The sequence below is a fragment of the Leifsonia sp. 563 genome (genome assembly GCF_040545055.1).
Taxonomy (GTDB): Bacteria; Actinomycetota; Actinomycetes; order Actinomycetales; family Microbacteriaceae; genus Leifsonia.
This window is the reverse complement of the sequence record NZ_JBEPLE010000006.1, coordinates 93,553-110,635: the sequence shown is the minus strand read 5'-3', so window position 1 is coordinate 110,635 and position 17,083 is coordinate 93,553. Positions and strand designations below refer to the sequence as shown.

Below are 17,083 nucleotides of genomic sequence, written 5' to 3'. Positions count from 1 at the left end.
GGTTGATCGTATGCCCAAGGATTCCGCCGGTCACCTGATCCCCGGTCGCGTCACACCGATGCGGCCCGTGCCGAGCCGGATCGCGCGCCCGGAGTACGTCGGCCGCCCCGGGCCCGCTCCGTACACCCGCGGCGACGTCTACACGCCCGACGAGGTGGAGCTCATCCGCGAGTCGGGGCGCATCGCCGCGCAGGCGATCGAACGCGTCGGCGAGGCCGTCCGCCCCGGCGTGACGACGGAGGAGCTGGATGCGATCGGGCACGAGTTCTTGCTCGCCCACGACGCCTACCCGTCGACGCTCGGCTACCGCGGCTACCCGAAGTCGATCTGCAGCTCGGTCAACGAGGTGATCTGCCACGGCATCCCGGACGACACCGTGATCGAGGACGGCGACATCGTCAACATCGACATCACCGCCTACAAGAACGGCTTCCACGGCGACAGCAACCAGACCTTCATCGCCGGCACCGCCTCCGACGAGGTCGTCGGACTCGTCGAGCGCACCCGCGAAGCCTTGAACCGTGGCATCAAGGCCGTCGCCCCGGGGCGGCAGGTCAACGTCATCGGCCGGGCGATCGAGTCGTACGCCAAGCGCTTCGGCTACGGAGTGGTCCGCGACTTCACCGGCCACGGCGTCGGCGCGGCCTTCCATTCCGGCCTGATCATCCCGCACTACGACTCGGCGCCCGCCCACGACGACGTGATGGAGCCGGGGATGGTGTTCACCATCGAGCCGATGCTTACGCTCGGCACCCACGAGTGGGAGATGTGGGCCGACGACTGGACGGTGGTGACCCGTGACCGGAGCATCACCGCCCAGTTCGAGCACACCCTGGTCGTGACCGAGCGCGGCGCCGAGGTGCTCACGCTCCCCTGACGTCCACGGGAGCCGGCGCGACCGGAGCCGGGACCGCGTCGTCGGCCGTCGCCCGCGCAGGCGACGGCAGCACGAACGCGATCCCCACGCCGAGCACCGTCGCCGCCGTCGCCACCCAGAACGCGGTGTCGAAGGCCGACGACACCGACGCCCCGCCCTGCACCGCCGCTTGCAGCAGCACCGCGAACAGCGCCGTACCGAACGACCCTCCTAACTGCTGCGCCGTCCGGGTCAGGATGCTGGAGTGCGCGATCTGCTCCCCCGCGAGCCCCTGGTACGACGCCACCATGAGCGGCATCGTGATCGCGCCGAGCCCGAACCCGCGCACGAACAGGGCGACAAGCAGCAGCGGATCGGCCGCCGACGTCGGACCGAGCGCGAACGGGATGGTCGCCACCGCGACCACCGCGAATCCGGCCACCGCGATCCACCGCGCACCGATGCGGTCGATGAGACGACCGGCGATCGGACGGCACGCCAGCGTCCCGAGCCCCTGCGGCACGAGGAGCAGTCCGGCGCCGAGCGCATCCGTCCCCCGTGCCTGCTGCCAGAACAGCGGCAGCAGCAGCATCGCGCCATACAGGGCGACGCTGGAGAGGAACAGCAGAGTGGATGCCGACCAGACCGAGCGGACGCGCAGCAGCCGCACATCCACCAGCGCAGCGCCCTTCCGCCGCAGTGCCCAGAACGCGAAGGCGGCGACGAGGACGGCGCCCGCCACCAGGGGCAGCCACGCGTCGAGCCGCGCGAACCCGCCGTCGAGCACCGAGTCGGACAGGCCCAGCAGCAGTCCGGCGAGCCCAGGCACCAGGAGCAGCACGCCGATCAGGTCGAGGCGGCGCTTCGGGTCGCGGCCGCGGTCCGATGGCAGCATCCGCCAGGCCAGCAGGAGACCGGCGACCGAGAACGGGATGTTGACCCAGAACACCCAGCGCCAGTCGCCGAGTGCGAGGATGAGGCCGCCGATAACCGGTCCGAGGATCGGGCCGGCCATCGCCGGGAGCCCGATCACCGCCGAGACGCGGCCGAGCTGTCGGCCGCCGGCCACCTCCATCACCATGGTTGTCATGACGGGCAGCATGAGACCGCCGCCGACGCCCTGGAGCACGCGGAAGGCGATGAGGGAGTCCGCGTTCCAGGCCAGGCCCGAGAGCACCGAGCCGGCGAGGAAGATCGCCAGCGCCACCATCCACACGCGCTTGCCGCCCCACCGCGCCAGGCACCACGCCGACAGCGGCACCGTCGCGGCGAGCGCGAGCAGGTACCCGGTGGTCACCCACTGGATCTGCGCGACCGTCGTGTGCAGGTCGCTCGCCAGGGTGTGGAGGGCGACGCTGAGGATGGTCGTGTCGAAGACCACCGCCAGCGCGCCGATGACGAGTGCGGTCGCCGTCCGCACGACCGTCCGATCCAGTTTCTCCGCCATGTCCGCTCCTTAAGATGCGCGTCTGTATCTTAACGAGATCGTACGACGATCGGATAAGATGCGCAAATGGACTCTAAAGAGACCCAAGGTCGCCGACGCCGCGGCGCGGCCCTCGAGAGCGCGCTGCTCGACGCCGCCTGGGACGAGCTCGACGAACACGGCTTCGCCGCCCTCACCATGGAGGCCGTCGCCGCCCGCGCCGGCACCAGCCGCCCCGTCCTCGCCCGCCGCTGGGCGACCCGCAGCGACCTGGCGCTCGCGGCCATCCGCCACCACTTCGCGGCCGAGCCGATCCAGGTGCCCGACCACGGCAGCCTGCGGGAGGACACGCTCGACCTGCTGCGCCAGATGAACACCCGGCGGCGCGGACTGGTGACGGAGGTGCTGCTCCGGTTCTCCGGCGTCGTCACCGAAGCCGACGGCGGCATCGCCGGCCTCCGCGAACGTCTGATCGGCGACCAGCCGACACAGCTCGGCGCCATCCTCGAGCGCGCGGACGCCCGGGGCGAGATCGACCTCGCCCGGCTCTCCCCCGTCGTCGCCGACCTCCCGCTTACCCTCGTCCGCCACGAGATGCTGATGCGGCTCACGCCGGCCGACGACGCGACGCTCCAGTCGTTCGTCGACGATGCGTTCCTCCCCCTCGCGCTGGCGACCCGTCGGCCGGGTGGCGGCACGCAGTGAGGTTCACGGCGCGGTAGATTCGAGGCATGACTTCGCAGAAGCACGCGATCGGCATCGACATCGGCGGAACCGGCATCAAGGGAGGCCTGGTCGACCTGTCGACCGGCGAGCTCGTGAGCGACAGGGTCAAGCTGCCCACTCCGGAGGGCGGCAAGCCGGACGACATCGTCGAGACCACGAAGGAGATCGTCGACCGCCTGGCCCAGGAAGAGCCGGATGCGCCGGTCGGCGTCTGCTTCCCCGCGATCGTCAGCCACGGGGTCACCCTCTCGGCCGCCAACGTCGCGAAGGACTGGATCGGGCTCCACGCCGAGGACCTCTTCGAGAAGGCGCTCGGTCGCGACATCCACTTCGTCAACGACGCCGACGCGGCCGGATACGCCGAGACCCGCTTCGGCGCGGCGAAGGGCAAGGACGGCCTGGTCATCATGACCACGCTGGGCACAGGCATCGGCTCCGCGCTGATCTACGACGGCATCCTCATCCCGAACGCCGAGCTCGGCCACCTGGAGATCGACGGCCACGACGCCGAGTCGCGCGCCGCGTACTCCGCCAAGGAGCGCGAAGACCTCAGCTGGGAGAAGTGGGCGAAGCGGCTGCAGAAGTACTACTCGACCGTCGAGTTCCTGTTCACGCCCGACCTCTTCATCGTGGGAGGTGGTGTCTCGAAGCACTACGAGGAGTTCCTCCCTCTGCTGAAGCTGAAGACCCCGATCGTCCCCGCCGTGCACCGCAACAACGCGGGAATCCTCGGCGCCGCGGCCCTGACCGTCCGCAACGAGCGCCGCGACGCCGGCGAGCGCGGCCGCAGCGCGGAGGCCGGGACGCCCCAGGACGCGCCCGCGCCGACCCCGGCGTAACATCCCATGCCGCGGGGTCGCCTCCGGGTGATGCTGGGTGCCGCCCCGGGCGTGGGCAAGACGTTCGCCATGCTCGAAGAGGGCGAACGGCTCCGCGCGCTCGGGAAGGACGTCGTCGTCGCCATCGTCGAGACGCACGACCGCGCGGCCACAGCCGCTCTCGTCGACACGCTCGAGGTCGTGCCCCGGCGCACCATCGAGCACCGCGGGGTGACGCTCACCGAGCTGGACCTGGATGCGGTCCTGCGCCGCAATCCCCGCGTCGCCCTGGTCGACGAGCTCGCGCACACGAACGCTCCGGGCTCGGAGCACGACAAGCGCTGGCAGGACGTCGAGACCCTGCTGCAGGCGGGGATCGACGTGATCTCGACCGTCAACATCCAGCACATCGAGTCGCTGAACGACGTGGTCGAGCAGATCACCGGCGTTCCACAGCGGGAGACCATCCCGGATGCCGTGCTCCGGCGGGCGGACCGCATCGAACTGGTCGACCTGGCGCCGCAGGCGCTGCGCGACCGGCTGGCCGACGGCCTCGTGTACCCGGCGGCGCGGGTGGATGCGGCCCTGTCGAACTACTTCCGCCTCGGCAACCTGACCGCCCTGCGCGAGCTGGCGCTCCTGTGGCTCGCCGACGAGGTCGACAACGCGCTGCTGGCGTACCGCGCCGAGCACGGGATCGCCGGTACGTGGGAGGCGCGCGAGCGCGTCGTCGTCGCGCTCACCGGCGGCCCGGAAGGGGAGACGCTGCTCCGCCGCGGAGCGCGTATCGCCGCACGGAGCGCCGGCGGCGAGCTGCTCGCCGTGCACGTCACCAGCCAGGACGGCCTCCGTGAGGCGCAGCCCGGCGTCCTCGCGGCGCAGCGCGCGCTGGTGGAGCAGCTCGGCGGCAGCTATCACCAGGTGGTCGGCGACGACATCCCACGCGCCCTGGTCGAGTTCGCCCGCGGCGAGAGCGCGACCCAGCTGGTGATCGGCGTCTCCCGCCGCAGCCGGCTCGCCGCGCTCCTGACCGGTCCGGGCATCGGCGCGACCGTCATCCGCGAGTCCGGTGACATCGACGTGCACATCGTGTCGCATGCGCGCGCCGGCGGGCGGTTCTCGTTGCCGCGTCCGCGCGGCGGGCTGACCGTGCGGCGCCGCGTGTACGGGTTCGCCCTCGCCCTGATCGGCGGCCCTCTGCTGACCCTGCTGCTCACCAGTGTGCGGTCAGGCGAGTCGATGACGGCGGATGTCCTCAGCTACCAGCTCCTCGTCGTGCTGGTCGCCCTCGTCGGCGGCATCTGGCCGGCGCTCTTCGCGGCGCTGCTCTCGGGGCTGACGCTCGACTTCTTCTTCGTGGATCCGCTCTACACGATCACCGTCGGCGAGCCCCTGCACCTGCTCGCGCTCATCCTCTTCGTCGTCATCGCAGCGCTCGTCAGCCTGGTGGTCGACCAGGCGGCGCGCCGCAGCCGTGCGGCGATCCGGGCAGCAGCGGAGGCGGAACTGCTGGCCACCGTCGCCGGCGGGGTGATCCGCGGCGAAGACGCGCTGCAGGCACTCGTCGCCCGCACCCGGGAGGCGTTCGGACTGAGTGCGGTCCGCCTCGTGGTCGCCGCGCAGGACGGCGGACAGACCATCGTGGCCGAGGACGGCGAGGCCGGCGCGTCGGAACCCGTGCAGCGCATCCCGGTCGGCCCGGCGGCGGGCGACGACCGAGGCGGGACGACGGGCCGCGCGTCCACCTCGTCCGCGCCGCGCGAGATCGCGACGCTGGAGCTGTACGGACGCGACCTGGAGGCGAGCGATCGGCGGCTGTTGTCGGCCATCGTCGCGCAACTGGAGGCCGCACTCGAACACCGCCGCCTCACCGCCACGGCCGCGGAACTCGCGCCTCTCGCCGAAGCCGACCGCGTCCGCAGCGCTCTGCTCGCCGCGGTCGGGCACGACCTCCGCCGTCCGCTCGCCGCCGCGACCGCCGCAGTGACCACCCTGCGCCAGTCGGACCTCGCGCTCGGCGACGACGATCGGGAGGCCCTGCTCGAGACCGCGGAGGACAGCCTCCACGGGCTGGCATCGCTCGTCACCGATCTGCTCGACGCCAGCCGGGTGCAGGCCGGCGCGCTGGCGGTCTCGCTGGCCCCGACCGAAGTGGATGACGTGGTGCTTCCCGCGCTCGACGAACTGGGGGCCGGCCCCGGCGACGTCGAGCTGGATCTCGGCGCCCACGTGCCGCCGATGCTGGCCGACGGCGTCCTTCTCCAGCGTGTCATCGTGAACCTTCTCGGCAACGCCCTCCGGTACAGCCCGCCGGACGCGCGGCCGGTACTCGCCGCCAGCGAGTTCGCCGGGACGGTCGAGCTGCGCGTCATCGACCGCGGGCCGGGCATCCCCGCCGAGCGCCGCGAGGCAGTCTTCGCGCCGTTCCAGCGGCTGTCGGACACCGACAACGATGCCGGCATCGGTCTCGGGCTCGCCCTGTCGAAGGGTTTCGTCGAAGGGATGGGCGGCACACTCGAAGCGGAGGACACGCCCGGCGGCGGACTCACCATGGTCGTCTCCCTGCCCGCGGCACGGGAGGCGGACGCGTGAAGATCCTCATCGCCGACGACGACCCGCAGATCCTGCGCGCGCTGCGCATCCTGCTCACCGCGCGTGGCTACCAGGTGCTCACCGCGCGGAGCGGGGCCGAGGCGCTCAGTGTCGCCGTCGACCAGCATCCGGAGCTGGTGATGCTCGACCTGGGGATGCCGGAGCTCAACGGCATCGAGGTCATCGAAGGGCTCCGCGGCTGGTCGAGCGTGCCCATCCTGGTGGTCTCCGGCCGCACGGGCTCCGCCGACAAAGTCGACGCCCTCGACGCCGGCGCCGACGACTACGTCACGAAGCCGTTCGCGGCGGACGAGCTGCTCGCGCGCATCCGCGCCCTCACCCGGCGGCAGGGCACGACGGCGGACGAACCGGTCATCACGTTCGGCGACGTGACGGTGGACCTCGCGGCGCGCCAGGTGACCCGGCGGGACGGGGACGGGACACACCCGGTGCGGCTCACGCCGACGGAGTGGCAGATCCTGGAGGTGCTGCTGCGGAACCCGCGGCGCCTGGTGACGCGCCAATCCCTGCTGACCCAGGTGTGGGGACCGCAGTACACGACGGACACCGGGTACCTGCGGCTCTACCTGTCGCAGCTGCGCAAGAAGCTGGAGCCCGAGCCATCGCGGCCGCGCTACCTGCTGACGGAGCCCGGGATGGGCTACCGCTTCACGCCCGACGACGCCTGACGCCGAACATTCGGCACGAATGTGCGTTTTGAGCGCCCGAAAGCGCACATTCGGCACGAATGTCGCGAGGGAATGGGCCGGCTGATACGCCGGGTTCTGTCACGGTGCGAGCACCGCGGACGGCCATCTATCTCGGGACGACGTTGCCGCCGCCCTCCAGCGGTCTACCCGGGGACGAGACGAGCAGCCTCATGGTCCCCTGTCCGACCTTGCTCCGGGCGAGGTTTACCCAGCCGGCCGGGTCACCCCGGCCGCTGGTGGTCTCTTACACCACCGTTTCACCCTTACCGCGGGCCGAAGCCTGCGGCGGTCTGCTTTCTGTTGCACTTTCTCGCGGGTTGCCCCGGGTGGGTGTTACCCACCGCCCTGCTCTGCGGAGCCCGGACGTTCCTCGGCGGTCCGCTCTCGCGGACCGACGCGACCGTCTTGCCGACCCATTCCGCGCTCAACGATAGCGCAGCGGCCTGAGCTGGTCCGCCGCCCGAGGTCAGGGCCGCACGTCAGGCCGCGCGTCAGTACCTACGTCAGAGCCGCGGATCGGACTCCCACGTCAGAGCCCGGAGTCCTCCCCGCGCACCAGGATGGCGCCGCTGTCGGGGCAGAGCACGACGTCGTCGGCCGCAGCGCGACGGATGTCGGACAGGTCCGACTCCGTCAGCTTCACGTTGGAGCCCATGGAGACGCCGCGGATCAGCGCCGCCGCGCCGATGCCGTAGCGGGTGCGCTGGCGCTCGTACAGCTCGATCAGGTCGGCCGGGAGCGTCTCCGCGATGGCTGCCCGGTCTTTCGCGAGTGCCGTGCGCTGCGCCTCCAGCTTGCCGGCCTCCTCGTCGCGTTCGCCTTCGAGCGCGGCGACGCGGCCGTTCAGTTCGGCACGGTCCGCCTCGACTGCGGCGAGCGCCTGCTCGAGGTCCTCGACGCGCTGCATGACGGTCAGCTCGATCTCTTCGAGGTCGTTCTTGCGCTTGGCGAGCGAGGCGAGCTCCGCCTCGAGTGCCTGGACGTCCTTCATCGAGGCCGACTGCTGCACGCGGTCGGAGTCGCGCTTCGCTCGCGCATCGACGACCTGGACGTCGGACTCGATGCGCTTGAGCTCGGCCCGGGCATCCTCGAGCTCTCCGGTCGCGGCGATCCACCGCGCTCGGAGCGCCTCCACCTCCGGCTGCAGCTTCAGGAGCTCGGCCGCCTGCGGCAGGTTCTTGGTGGCGTGGGCGAGCTGCGCCAGGCGGGTGTCGGCCGCCTGGAGGCGCAGCAGCTCGTTCTGGTCGGCAGGGCTGGCTTTCACGGTGTGGTGCTTCCTTCGTGCGAGGTGGTCATTGCAGGATGACGAAATCCCAGGGGTCGGTGCGGAGTTCGCTGACGACGACCTCCACCCCGGGCAGCGCGGCGCGCAGCTGATCGGCGGCGGTGTCGAGCCAGAGCCACTCGCTCGCCCAGTGGGAGACGTCGAGAAGGGCGGGACCACCGCCGAGCACCGCTTGCTCGCGTGCTTCTGAGGCGGGATGGTGCCGCAGGTCGGCGGTGATGTAGACGTCCGCACCGCGCACGGCGTCGCTGCCGAGCAGGGAGTCGCCCGCTCCGCCGCAGACGGCGACGCGCGTGACCGGCTGGTGGTAGTCGCCGGCGGCCCGGACTCCCCCGGCCGTCGGCGGGAGGATGTCGGCGAGCGCGCGAGCGAGCTGCCCGAGCGTCGTCGGCTGCGCGAGGTCGCCGACGCGCCCGATGCCCGTCATGCCGTCGGCCGCCGGTGAGATCGGGCGGGTGTCGCGGAGCCCCAGCCGCGCGGCCAGGACGTCGCTGGTGCCGTCGGCGACCACATCGGCGGTGGTGTGCGCCGCGTACAGGGCGACGCCGCCGCGGATCAGTCGGGCGAGCAGCGCGCCCTTGTAGCGGTCCTCCGCGATGCTGATGATGCCGCGGAGCAGAAGCGGATGGTGGGCGATCAGCAGGTCGGCATCGAGTTCGACCGCCTCGTCCACGGTCGCCGCGACCGCATCCACGGACAGCAGGATGCGCTCGATCGCGGCAGCCGGATCGCCCGTCACGAGCCCGGGCGCATCCCAGCTCTCGGCACCGGCGAGCGGCCAGAGCTGCTCGATGGTGTCACGGACGGAGGCGAGGGTGTGGGGCACGTCGTTCAGCCTACGGGATGCGGTCCGAACGGCACCGGACGGGGTCGGGGATGTGGACAACGCGCCAGCGCCCAACCCTGTGGACGGAATCCCCTTCGCGTCACGCGGCGGCCAGCTCCTGCCGCCGGACGGCGGGGACCGCGCTCACGAGCACTCCGAACATCCCGATGACGAGGGCGATGACCACCCCGATGTTGCTCGCACCGATGCCCGCGTTCGGGTCGATGCCGACGAGCCGGAAAAGGTACCCCTCCCACGCCAGCCAGGGCAACGGCGAGCTGATCGTGCCCCACCCGACCGCCGTTCCGGCCACCAACAGGCCCACGTTGATCCACCGCCAATCCGGGTAGACACCGCCACGGGCGAGCAGCGACGCCTGGTGGAACCGCCGCGTGCGCAGCATCATCTCGCCCGAGAACACGCCGACCCACGCCGCGACCGGCACGGAGAGGGCGGTCGGGACGCCACGGATGACGGAGGAGAGGTCGGTCACCGTCGCGGCCAGCACCACACCCACCGCCGCGATCGCCGCACCGGCGATCAGCGTGCTCCATCGCCGCCCCAGCCGGACGCCCAGCGCGTCGAGCGTGAAACCGGCCGAATACACGGTCAGCACGAGCGCCGAGACGAGCGACAGCCCCACCGCGAGCAGCAGCGGCACGGGGTACCAGGCGGGCAGCCCGAGCTGCACCAGACCCGCCACCGGGTCGCGCGCGAGCTCCCCCGCGAGCCCCGGATTGGATGCAGCCAGCAGTCCCCCGTACGACACCAGCAGAAGCGGAGGGACGCCCGCGCCGAACGTCGCCCACAGCATCGCCGCACCGCCCGACGACAGCGGCCGCTGGTAGCGCGCGACCTCGGCGCTGCTCATCGCCCACGCCAGTCCGACGTAGCTGAACACGATGACGGCGCCGGTGACGACGTGCGTCCACAGCGCGTCGGGCACGGCGAGCGCTCGCGACACATCCACGTGCCGCCAGGTCGCCGCCACCATCAGCGCGATGAGCACGGCGGAGGCGATCGTCAGCACCAACTGCACCCGCGCGACGAGGGCGTACCCGAAGTAGGCGACGGCGACGGCTGCCAGGATGGTGACGGCGAGTCCCGCGGACGTCGCGAGCACAGCATCCCCCGGCCACTGCTCTGCGACCGTGAGCGACCCGGCCGCCGACCCCGCCAGCCAGAGCAGGACCGACCCCCAGAACAGCTTCACGACCAGCGCGAGCACCGTCGGGATGATGTTCCCGCGGAACCCGAACGACGCACGCGAGACGACCAGCGTCGGCTGGCCGCTCCACTTGCCGGCGAGCGTGCCGAGGCCGAGCGGCAGGAACGACAGCGCGACGCCGACGAGGGTCGCCACGAGCAGCTGGCGCAGGCTCAGCCCGAGAGCGAACAGCGTCGCGCCGACTCCCACGCTGATGAGGGAGGAGGTGCCGGCGAACCAGAGCCAGAACATCCGGGAGGCGCGTCCGACACGGCGCTCGACGGCCGTCGGTTCGAGGTCGGCGGCCTCGGGGATGAAGACCGCTGGACGGCGTTTCGCGGAGGGCTCGGGTGCCGGCGCTTCTCCGGTGGCCGGCGGAGTGGTGGTCGTGGCCGCGGAGGCGGCTACGGGAGCGGGGAGGTCTGCGCGGGTCGAGTCGTCGGTGAGGGTCTCCGACGCGACCCGCTCGGGCTCGACGGGAGGCGCTGCGGGAGCGACCGCCGTCACCACCGGGACGAGGGGAACCGGTTCCGAATCCCGCGGCGCCAGCTCCTCCGGCACCAGACCGAGTGGCTCCGCCCGCGCGAGCGGCGGATAGGCGGGCGGGGCGACGGCCGCGACGGGTTCCGGCTCCGGCTCCGGCTCGGCTTCGGCGGGCGCCGACGCATGCCGCCCCGGCCGGTGCCCCTCGTCCCCGTCCTCCGGCTCGCGCTCGCCGATCGGCAGGGCGTGCGCGCCGGTGGGATGCGCCTCCCGCGTCACGGGCACCGCCTCCGGCGCCGGCTCGCTGCGCTGGATCGGGATGGCCGCCGTCGCCACCCACGGGCTGAACGTCGGCTCGGGCCCGGTCGGCTCCCGGCGCACGGGCAGGTCGTCGAAGCTGATCGCCTGCGTGGGCGGCCCCGTCCACTCCTCTTCGTCATCCTCCGCAGCGTCGGCATCCGCCTCGTCCGCATCCACCTCGTCGGGCGCCACAACGTCGGGCCCGGTCTCGCCGGGCGCCCCGCCCTCGGCCGCCTCCTCCGCACCCCCGCGGAGCGCCTCGGGAAGGATGATCGGGATGGCCGACGTGATGCGCGCAACCTCTTCCTCGAGCACGCTCGCCAGCTCGTCGTCGCTGTGCCGATCGGCCGCTCCCCGGTCCATGGCCCCCAGACTACGACGCGCCGCCTCCCAGCAGCAGAGCCTCCCTCCCGCCGCCGCCCCACCCGCCGACCCCACCCACCGTCGAGTCCGCACATTTTGCACGTTTCGCGCCGAGAAACGGTAAGTCTCTGCGGACTCGGCGGTGGCGGGCCAGGATGCGCGGGCGGGGGAAGTAGCATCGGGGGTGTGAGCGAGATTGCGACCCCGTACGAGGACCTCCTGCGCGACGTGCTGACGAACGGCGCCCACAAATCCGACCGCACGGGCACGGGGACGCGCAGCGTCTTCGGCCGGCAGCTGCGGTTCGACCTCGCCGACGGCTTCCCGCTGATCACCACCAAGCGCGTCCACTTCAAGTCCATCGCGTACGAGCTGCTGTGGTTCCTGCGCGGCGAGAGCAACGTGGGCTGGCTGCGCGAGAACGGCGTCACGATCTGGGATGAGTGGGCCGACGCCGACGGCGAGCTCGGCCCGGTGTACGGGGTGCAGTGGCGCTCCTGGCCGGCCCCGGACGGCCGGCACATCGACCAGATCCAGCAGGTCATCGACACGCTGCGCAGCGACCCCGACTCCCGCCGCATCATCGTCTCGGCGTGGAACGTGGCCGACATCCCGAACATGGCGCTCGCCCCCTGCCATGCCTTCTTCCAGTTCTACGTCGCCGACGGCAAGCTCTCCTGCCAGCTGTACCAGCGCAGCGCGGACATGTTCCTCGGCGTCCCGTTCAACATCGCCAGCTACGCGCTCCTCACCCTCATGGTCGCCCAGCAGGTCGGCCTCGAGCCCGGTGAGTTCGTCTGGACCGGTGGAGACGTCCACATCTACGACAACCACGTCGAGCAGGTCACCGAGCAGCTGACGCGCGATCCCTATCCCGCGCCCACCCTGCGCTTCGCCCGCACGCCCGACAGCATCTTCGACTACCGGTTCGAGGACTTCGTCGTCGAGGACTACCAGCACCACCCGGCGATCCGCGCGGCCGTCGCCGTATGACGATCGCACTGATCTGGGCGCAGGCCCACAACGGGGTGATCGGCGCGGACGGCGTCATGCCCTGGCACCTCACCGAGGACTTGCGGCACTTCCGCGCGCTCACCGGCGACGATCCGGTGGTGATGGGCCGCCGCACCTGGCAGTCGCTGCCCGAGCGCTACCGGCCCCTCCCTGGGCGCGACAACATCGTGGTCACCCGGCAGGCCGACTGGACGGCCCCCGGCGCGATCGTGGCGCATTCTGTGGATGAGGCCATCGCCTCCGCGGGAGACGCCCCCACCGTCTGGGTGATGGGCGGCGCCGAGCTGTACCGCCAGACGCTTCCGACGGCAGACCGGCTGGAGGTCACCGAGATCGACCTCGACGTCGCGGGAGACACGTACGCCCCCGAACCCGGCGACGGCTGGACGGTCGACGCGGGCGAGTGGCTCACCGGCTCCAACGGGATGCGGTACCGCTTCGTCACCTACACGCGCTGAAGCACGTCAGGTCAGCCCGGCGACCAGGTTCACCGTCGCTGCGACGATGACCGTCCCGAACAGGTACGACAGCAGGGTGTGCCGCAGCACCGTCGCCCGGATGTACGCGTTCTGGATGTTCGTGTCGGAGACCTGGAACGTCATCCCGAGCGTGAAGGCCAAGTAGGCGAAGTCGCTGTAGCGCGGCGGCTCCTCCTGGTTGAAGTCGATGCCGCCGCCGGTGCGGTAGAAGATGCGGGCGTACCGGAGCGCGTAGACGGTGTGCACCAGCGTCCACGAGAGCGCGACGCTGACGACGGCCAGCAGCGCGACGCCGAGCTGAGCTCCACCCTTGAGAGTTTTCGCATCGACCAGGATGTACACGACGGCGACGACGCTCGCCAGCGACGCCAGGAGGAGCACCAGATCGGTGGTCCGCCTGCCCGGATCCTCGAGAGTGGCGTGGTCTTTCGTGGAGGTGCCGTCGAGCCGCCAGACCGACAGCCACACCCAGGCGATGTAGACGATGCAGGCGGCCGCCCAGCCCGCGATGACCGCGTAATGCCAGGCGTTCAGCAGCCCGACGGCCACGGCGACCACGACGCCGGCGGCGACGGCGGTCGTCATCTTCGCGCGGGTCCGGCCGCGGCCCTTGTGCAGATCGTCGGTCACACTCCGGATGTTCGCACACGCCGCCTGAGCGCGCCGTGAAGCAGCGCCGGTACGATCGATGTCGTGACGTCAGCAGCCCACTCCGCCTCCGCTCTCCGGCCCTCCCCTCTGGCCGACCTCGACACCGCCACGCTCCGCGAGGCGCACTCCGCGTTCGCCCGCGCGTACGACGACCTGAAGGCCGCCGGCCTGAAGCTCGACCTCACGCGCGGCAAGCCGTCGGCCGAGCAGCTGGACCTCTCGAACGACCTGCTGCACCTGCCCGATGGCCGCTATCGGGATGCTGCGGGCACCGACCTGCGCAACTACGGCGGCGCGACGGGGCTGCCCGAGCTCCGTGCGATCTTCGCGGACGCGCTCCGCGTGCCCGTCGAGCAGCTGCTCGCGCTCGGCAACTCCAGCCTGACCCTCATGCACGACACCGTCATGTTCGCCCTGCTGCACGGCGTTCCGGGCGGCGAGCTGCCGTGGGCCGGCCGCCCGATCAGCTTCCTGGCGCCCGTCCCCGGCTACGACCGGCACTTCACCATCGCCGAGCGTCTCGGCATCCGGCTCATCCCGGTGCCGTCCGACGACAACGGCCCCGACATCGATGCGGTCGCGTCGCTGCTGGAGACGGATGACAGCATCCGCGGCATGTTCTGCGTCCCGGTGTACTCGAACCCGACCGGCGCCGTGTACTCGGAGGAGGTCGTGCGGGCGCTCGTGTCGCTGCCCGCCGCCGACGACTTCCGCCTGATCTGGGACAACGCGTACGCGGTCCACCACCTCACCGACGAGCGCCCCGAGCCGATCGACGTGCTCGCCCTCGCCGCCGAGGCCGGCAACCCGGACCGCCCGCTCGTGTTCGCCTCCACCTCCAAGGTCACCTACCCGGGCGCGGGCGTCTCGTTCTTCGGCGCCTCCCCCGCCAACGTCGAGTGGATGCTGCACAACCTGTCGGCCCAGAGCATCGGCCCCGACAAGCTCAACCAGCTGCGGCATGCCGAGCTGTTGCGCGACGCCGACGGCCTCGCCGCGCACATGGAGAAGCACCGCGCCATCCTGGAGCCGAAGTTCGCCGCCGTCGACGCGGCCTTCCGCGAGCGGCTCGCGCCGTGGGGCGGCGGCACCTGGACGGCTCCGCGCGGTGGGTACTTCGTGAGCCTCGACGTGATCGACGGCGCCGCCAAGCGCGCCGTGCAGCTCGCCAAGGAGGCCGGGATCGCGGTCACGCCGGCCGGGGCGACGTTCCCGTATGGCGACGACCCGCGCGACGCGAACATCCGCATCGCCCCGACCTTCCCTCCGCTCGACGAGCTGACGACCGCGCTCGACGGGCTCTGCACGGCGATCCTCCTCGCCGAGGCGGAGACCCTGCTGTCCGCGCGGGACTGACCCGCATGACCGGCTGGACGGTCCGCGCCAGCACGGAGGACGACTGGCAGGCGTACCGCACGCTGCGGTTCGAGATGCTCGAGGATGCGCCGATCGCCTTCCTGGAGACTCTCGAGCAGGCGCGCGCGCATCCTGACGAGCATTGGCGCAGGCGCGCGGCGAACACGTCGTCGACGAGCCGGCTGTTCGCCGCGGTCGCGGACGACGGCCGGTGGCTCGGCAGCATGGGCGGGTTCCAGTCCGCGCCGTCGCGGGAGCCGTACCTGGTCGGCGTGTACGTGTCGCCGGCGTGGCGGGGCCAGGAGCACGGCATGACGGACGCCCTGCTGGATGCGGTGATCGACTGGGCGCGCGGGCGCGGCAGCCGCCTGCTGCTGGAGGTGCACGAGGACAACGAACCGGCCATCCGCTCGTACCTCCGCCGCGGCTTCACGTTCACCGGACGCACGCAGCCGTATCCGCTCGATCGCACCGCCGACGAGCGCGAGATGCAGCTCCCCCTCACCGACGGCTCCCCCACGTCCCCCACCGCCGGCTCCTGAGTTTTTCGCGTTCCCGACGGCGTGTCGGGCGAAAAACTCAGGAGCTGATGGCGTGGATGCGGTCAGACCTCGCCGAAGCCGGTGTCGACGAGGTCGGCGAGAGCGTCCACCGCGGTGCGACCGTCAGGGTCGTCGGACGAGATGCGCGCGGTGGAGCCCGCGGTGAGCCCGAGCGACATGATGCCGAGGAGACTCTTCGCGTCCTTGCCGTTGACGGTCACCTTCACCGGGAAGGTGTTCGCGAGCTTGACGAACTCCGCGGCAGGGCGCGCGTGAAGCCCCTCCGGGTTGCGCACGAGCACCTCGCGCTCGTACGGGCCGGCGGTCTCGGTTACCACTGGCTCGGCCGCTTCGGCCGGAGTGGATGCGGCCGCCTGCTCGCCGCCGGACCTCCCGGCCCACGCATCCACCGCACGTTCCGCGGCAGCGACGACCTCGTCGAGACTTCCGCCGGACTCCGCGGCGACCGCCGCAGCGACACCGCCCTCGACGAACGGCACGTCCACGACCCGCACGCGGGACCGCTGCGCCTCGTCGAGCATGTCCAGCACCGTCTCCGCGGTGAGCAGAGCAGAGCCGAGGTCGCTGATCACCACGACACCATCGCCGCCGTCGGCCTCCGACACGGCGGACATCACCTTCGTGAAGCTGGTGCCGATCCCATCGTCGTCGGTCCCGCCCGCCGCGACCAGCCGCACCGAGCCCGCCATCTGACCGGCGAGCTGCACCATCCCCGCGGCGATCTGGGAGCTGTGCGAGACGAAGACGACACCGACCTTCCCGGTCATCCGGCCGCCTCGGCGGTCTGGGCCGCTGCGCGCAGCAGCAGCGCCGTCGACTGGGCGCCCGGGTCGCGGTGCCCGGCCGACCGCTCGCCGAGGTAGCTCGCGCGGCCCTTCCGGGCGACGAGCGGCTCAGTCGCCTCCGCGCCCTTCTCGGCGGCCTCCGCCGCAGCCGCCAGGATGCCCGCGGCCGAGGCCCCGGACTCCTGGGCGGCCGCAGCGGCGTCCACCGCGGGCGTCCATGCGTCGATCATGGTCTTGTCGCCGGGTTCGGCCTTTCCACGGGACACGATGCCGTCGCGCGCGGCCGCCAGGGCCGCGACGAGCGCCTTCTCATCGATGGCGGCGGCGTCGCCCACGGGGTCGGCCGCCTTCAGGAACGCCGTGCCGTAGAGCGGACCGGACGCACCCCCCACCGTCGAGATCAGGGTCATGGCGACCGACCGCAGCGCCGCGTTCGGCGTGGTGTCGTCCGGCAGCTTCTCCAGGGCGATGACCGATGCGTGCAGCCCGCGGTCCATGTTCTCGCCATGGTCGCCGTCGCCGATCTCACGGTCGAGCGTGTTCAGCTCCTGCTTGTGCTCGCCGATGGATGCCGCCGCGGCGGAGATCCACTGCCTCACCCAGTTCGTGTCCAGCGTCATCGACGCCTCCTCCTCGTTGTCGT

16 protein-coding genes and 1 other RNA gene are annotated in these 17,083 nt (G+C 71.7%); 9 read left to right on the top strand and 8 right to left on the bottom strand.

The features are described 5' to 3' along the window. The first annotated feature begins 10 nt into the window (after positions 1-10). Positions 11-877: a type I methionyl aminopeptidase gene (gene map, locus ABIC47_RS15985; RefSeq protein ID WP_354481893.1), complete on the top strand. Its 867-nt coding sequence runs from the start codon at positions 11-13 to the stop codon at positions 875-877. Here map and ABIC47_RS15980 read toward each other — a convergent pair. Next, positions 864-2,303, bottom strand: coding sequence for an MDR family MFS transporter (locus tag ABIC47_RS15980; protein WP_354481890.1), 1,440 nt, complete (start codon positions 2,301-2,303; stop codon positions 864-866). The two genes, map and ABIC47_RS15980, sit on opposite strands and share 14 nt — an antisense overlap. Positions 2,304-2,369: 66 nt before the next feature. Between ABIC47_RS15980 and ABIC47_RS15975 the strand changes: the two genes are divergently transcribed. Genes ABIC47_RS15975 through ABIC47_RS15960 form a run of 4 tightly spaced genes read left to right on the top strand, consistent with a single transcriptional unit; the run spans position 2,370 to position 7,107 of the window. After that, positions 2,370-2,987 (top strand): TetR/AcrR family transcriptional regulator, encoded by a 618-nt coding sequence (locus ABIC47_RS15975; protein ID WP_354481887.1) that lies wholly within the window; start codon positions 2,370-2,372, stop codon positions 2,985-2,987. A 26-nt stretch (positions 2,988-3,013) separates the two neighbouring features. Then, positions 3,014-3,847, top strand: coding sequence for a polyphosphate--glucose phosphotransferase (gene ppgK / locus ABIC47_RS15970; protein WP_018191324.1), 834 nt, complete (start codon positions 3,014-3,016; stop codon positions 3,845-3,847). A 6-nt stretch (positions 3,848-3,853) separates the two neighbouring features. Continuing rightward, the gene (locus tag ABIC47_RS15965; RefSeq protein ID WP_354481884.1) at positions 3,854-6,418 is read left to right on the top strand and encodes an ATP-binding protein; all 2,565 of its coding nucleotides are present in this window, start codon (positions 3,854-3,856) and stop codon (positions 6,416-6,418) included. Next, complete coding sequence (locus ABIC47_RS15960) at positions 6,415-7,107, top strand: response regulator (RefSeq protein ID WP_354481881.1); 693 nt, start codon at positions 6,415-6,417, stop codon at positions 7,105-7,107. The genes ABIC47_RS15965 and ABIC47_RS15960 overlap by 4 nt, the downstream gene beginning before the upstream one ends. Before the next feature lie 69 nt (positions 7,108-7,176). Here the strand turns inward: ABIC47_RS15960 and rnpB are convergent. From rnpB to ABIC47_RS15940, 4 genes are all read right to left on the bottom strand, one after another. Beyond that, positions 7,177-7,544: RNase P RNA component class A (rnpB, locus tag ABIC47_RS15955), an RNA gene on the bottom strand. 113 nt (positions 7,545-7,657) lie between these two features. Further along, entirely contained in the window at positions 7,658-8,392 is a 735-nt protein-coding gene (locus ABIC47_RS15950; protein ID WP_354481878.1) for a zinc ribbon domain-containing protein, read from the bottom strand. Positions 8,393-8,420: 28 nt separating this feature from the next. After that, positions 8,421-9,239 carry a Nif3-like dinuclear metal center hexameric protein gene (locus ABIC47_RS15945; RefSeq protein WP_354481875.1) on the bottom strand — a complete coding sequence of 273 codons (819 nt, stop codon included), beginning with the start codon at positions 9,237-9,239 and terminating at the stop codon, positions 8,421-8,423. Positions 9,240-9,339: 100 nt separating this feature from the next. Then, positions 9,340-11,592 (bottom strand): purine-cytosine permease family protein, encoded by a 2,253-nt coding sequence (locus ABIC47_RS15940; protein ID WP_354481872.1) that lies wholly within the window; start codon positions 11,590-11,592, stop codon positions 9,340-9,342. Positions 11,593-11,778: 186 nt separating this feature from the next. Here ABIC47_RS15940 and ABIC47_RS15935 point away from each other — a divergent pair, with 186 nt between their 5' ends. Both ABIC47_RS15935 and ABIC47_RS15930 read left to right on the top strand, forming a co-directional pair. Continuing rightward, the gene (locus ABIC47_RS15935) at positions 11,779-12,585 is read left to right on the top strand and encodes a thymidylate synthase (protein WP_354481869.1); all 807 of its coding nucleotides are present in this window, start codon (positions 11,779-11,781) and stop codon (positions 12,583-12,585) included. Then, the gene (locus ABIC47_RS15930) at positions 12,582-13,064 is read left to right on the top strand and encodes a dihydrofolate reductase (RefSeq protein WP_354481866.1); all 483 of its coding nucleotides are present in this window, start codon (positions 12,582-12,584) and stop codon (positions 13,062-13,064) included. Before ABIC47_RS15935 ends, ABIC47_RS15930 begins: the two co-directional genes overlap by 4 nt. A 6-nt stretch (positions 13,065-13,070) precedes the next feature. Here ABIC47_RS15930 and ABIC47_RS15925 read toward each other — a convergent pair whose 3' ends face one another. Further along, entirely contained in the window at positions 13,071-13,670 is a 600-nt protein-coding gene (locus ABIC47_RS15925; protein WP_502910267.1) for a DUF1345 domain-containing protein, read from the bottom strand. Positions 13,671-13,778: 108 nt separating this feature from the next. Here ABIC47_RS15925 and ABIC47_RS15920 point away from each other — a divergent pair, with 108 nt between their 5' ends. Together ABIC47_RS15920 and ABIC47_RS15915 are read left to right on the top strand one after the other, a co-directional pair. After that, complete coding sequence (locus ABIC47_RS15920; RefSeq protein WP_354481860.1) at positions 13,779-15,092, top strand: aspartate aminotransferase type Ic; 1,314 nt, start codon at positions 13,779-13,781, stop codon at positions 15,090-15,092. A gap of 5 nt (positions 15,093-15,097) precedes the next feature. Beyond that, the gene (locus ABIC47_RS15915) at positions 15,098-15,634 is read left to right on the top strand and encodes a GNAT family N-acetyltransferase (protein WP_354481857.1); all 537 of its coding nucleotides are present in this window, start codon (positions 15,098-15,100) and stop codon (positions 15,632-15,634) included. Positions 15,635-15,696: 62 nt separating this feature from the next. Here ABIC47_RS15915 and dhaM read toward each other — a convergent pair whose 3' ends face one another. Beyond that, on the bottom strand, positions 15,697-16,422 hold the full coding sequence (gene dhaM / locus ABIC47_RS15910; RefSeq protein WP_354481854.1) for a dihydroxyacetone kinase phosphoryl donor subunit DhaM: 726 nt from the start codon (positions 16,420-16,422) through the stop codon (positions 15,697-15,699). After that, a complete protein-coding gene (gene dhaL, locus ABIC47_RS15905; RefSeq protein WP_089876265.1) occupies positions 16,419-17,060 on the bottom strand; it encodes a dihydroxyacetone kinase subunit DhaL in 642 nt (213 codons plus the stop codon). Before dhaL ends, dhaM begins: the two co-directional genes overlap by 4 nt. Positions 17,061-17,083 lie beyond the last annotated feature (23 nt).

Coding starts and splice junctions, on each gene's coding strand:
- map (WP_354481893.1), top strand. CDS start 11: ATGCCCAAGGATTCCGCCGGTCACCTGATCCCCGGTCGCGTCACACCG.
- ABIC47_RS15980 (WP_354481890.1), bottom strand. CDS start 2,303: ATGGCGGAGAAACTGGATCGGACGGTCGTGCGGACGGCGACCGCACTC.
- ABIC47_RS15975 (WP_354481887.1), top strand. CDS start 2,370: ATGGACTCTAAAGAGACCCAAGGTCGCCGACGCCGCGGCGCGGCCCTC.
- ppgK (WP_018191324.1), top strand. CDS start 3,014: ATGACTTCGCAGAAGCACGCGATCGGCATCGACATCGGCGGAACCGGC.
- ABIC47_RS15965 (WP_354481884.1), top strand. CDS start 3,854: ATGCCGCGGGGTCGCCTCCGGGTGATGCTGGGTGCCGCCCCGGGCGTG.
- ABIC47_RS15940 (WP_354481872.1), bottom strand. CDS start 11,592: ATGGACCGGGGAGCGGCCGATCGGCACAGCGACGACGAGCTGGCGAGC.
- ABIC47_RS15930 (WP_354481866.1), top strand. CDS start 12,582: ATGACGATCGCACTGATCTGGGCGCAGGCCCACAACGGGGTGATCGGC.
- ABIC47_RS15925 (WP_502910267.1), bottom strand. CDS start 13,670: ATGACGACCGCCGTCGCCGCCGGCGTCGTGGTCGCCGTGGCCGTCGGG.
- ABIC47_RS15915 (WP_354481857.1), top strand. CDS start 15,098: ATGACCGGCTGGACGGTCCGCGCCAGCACGGAGGACGACTGGCAGGCG.
- dhaM (WP_354481854.1), bottom strand. CDS start 16,422: ATGACCGGGAAGGTCGGTGTCGTCTTCGTCTCGCACAGCTCCCAGATC.
- dhaL (WP_089876265.1), bottom strand. CDS start 17,060: ATGACGCTGGACACGAACTGGGTGAGGCAGTGGATCTCCGCCGCGGCG.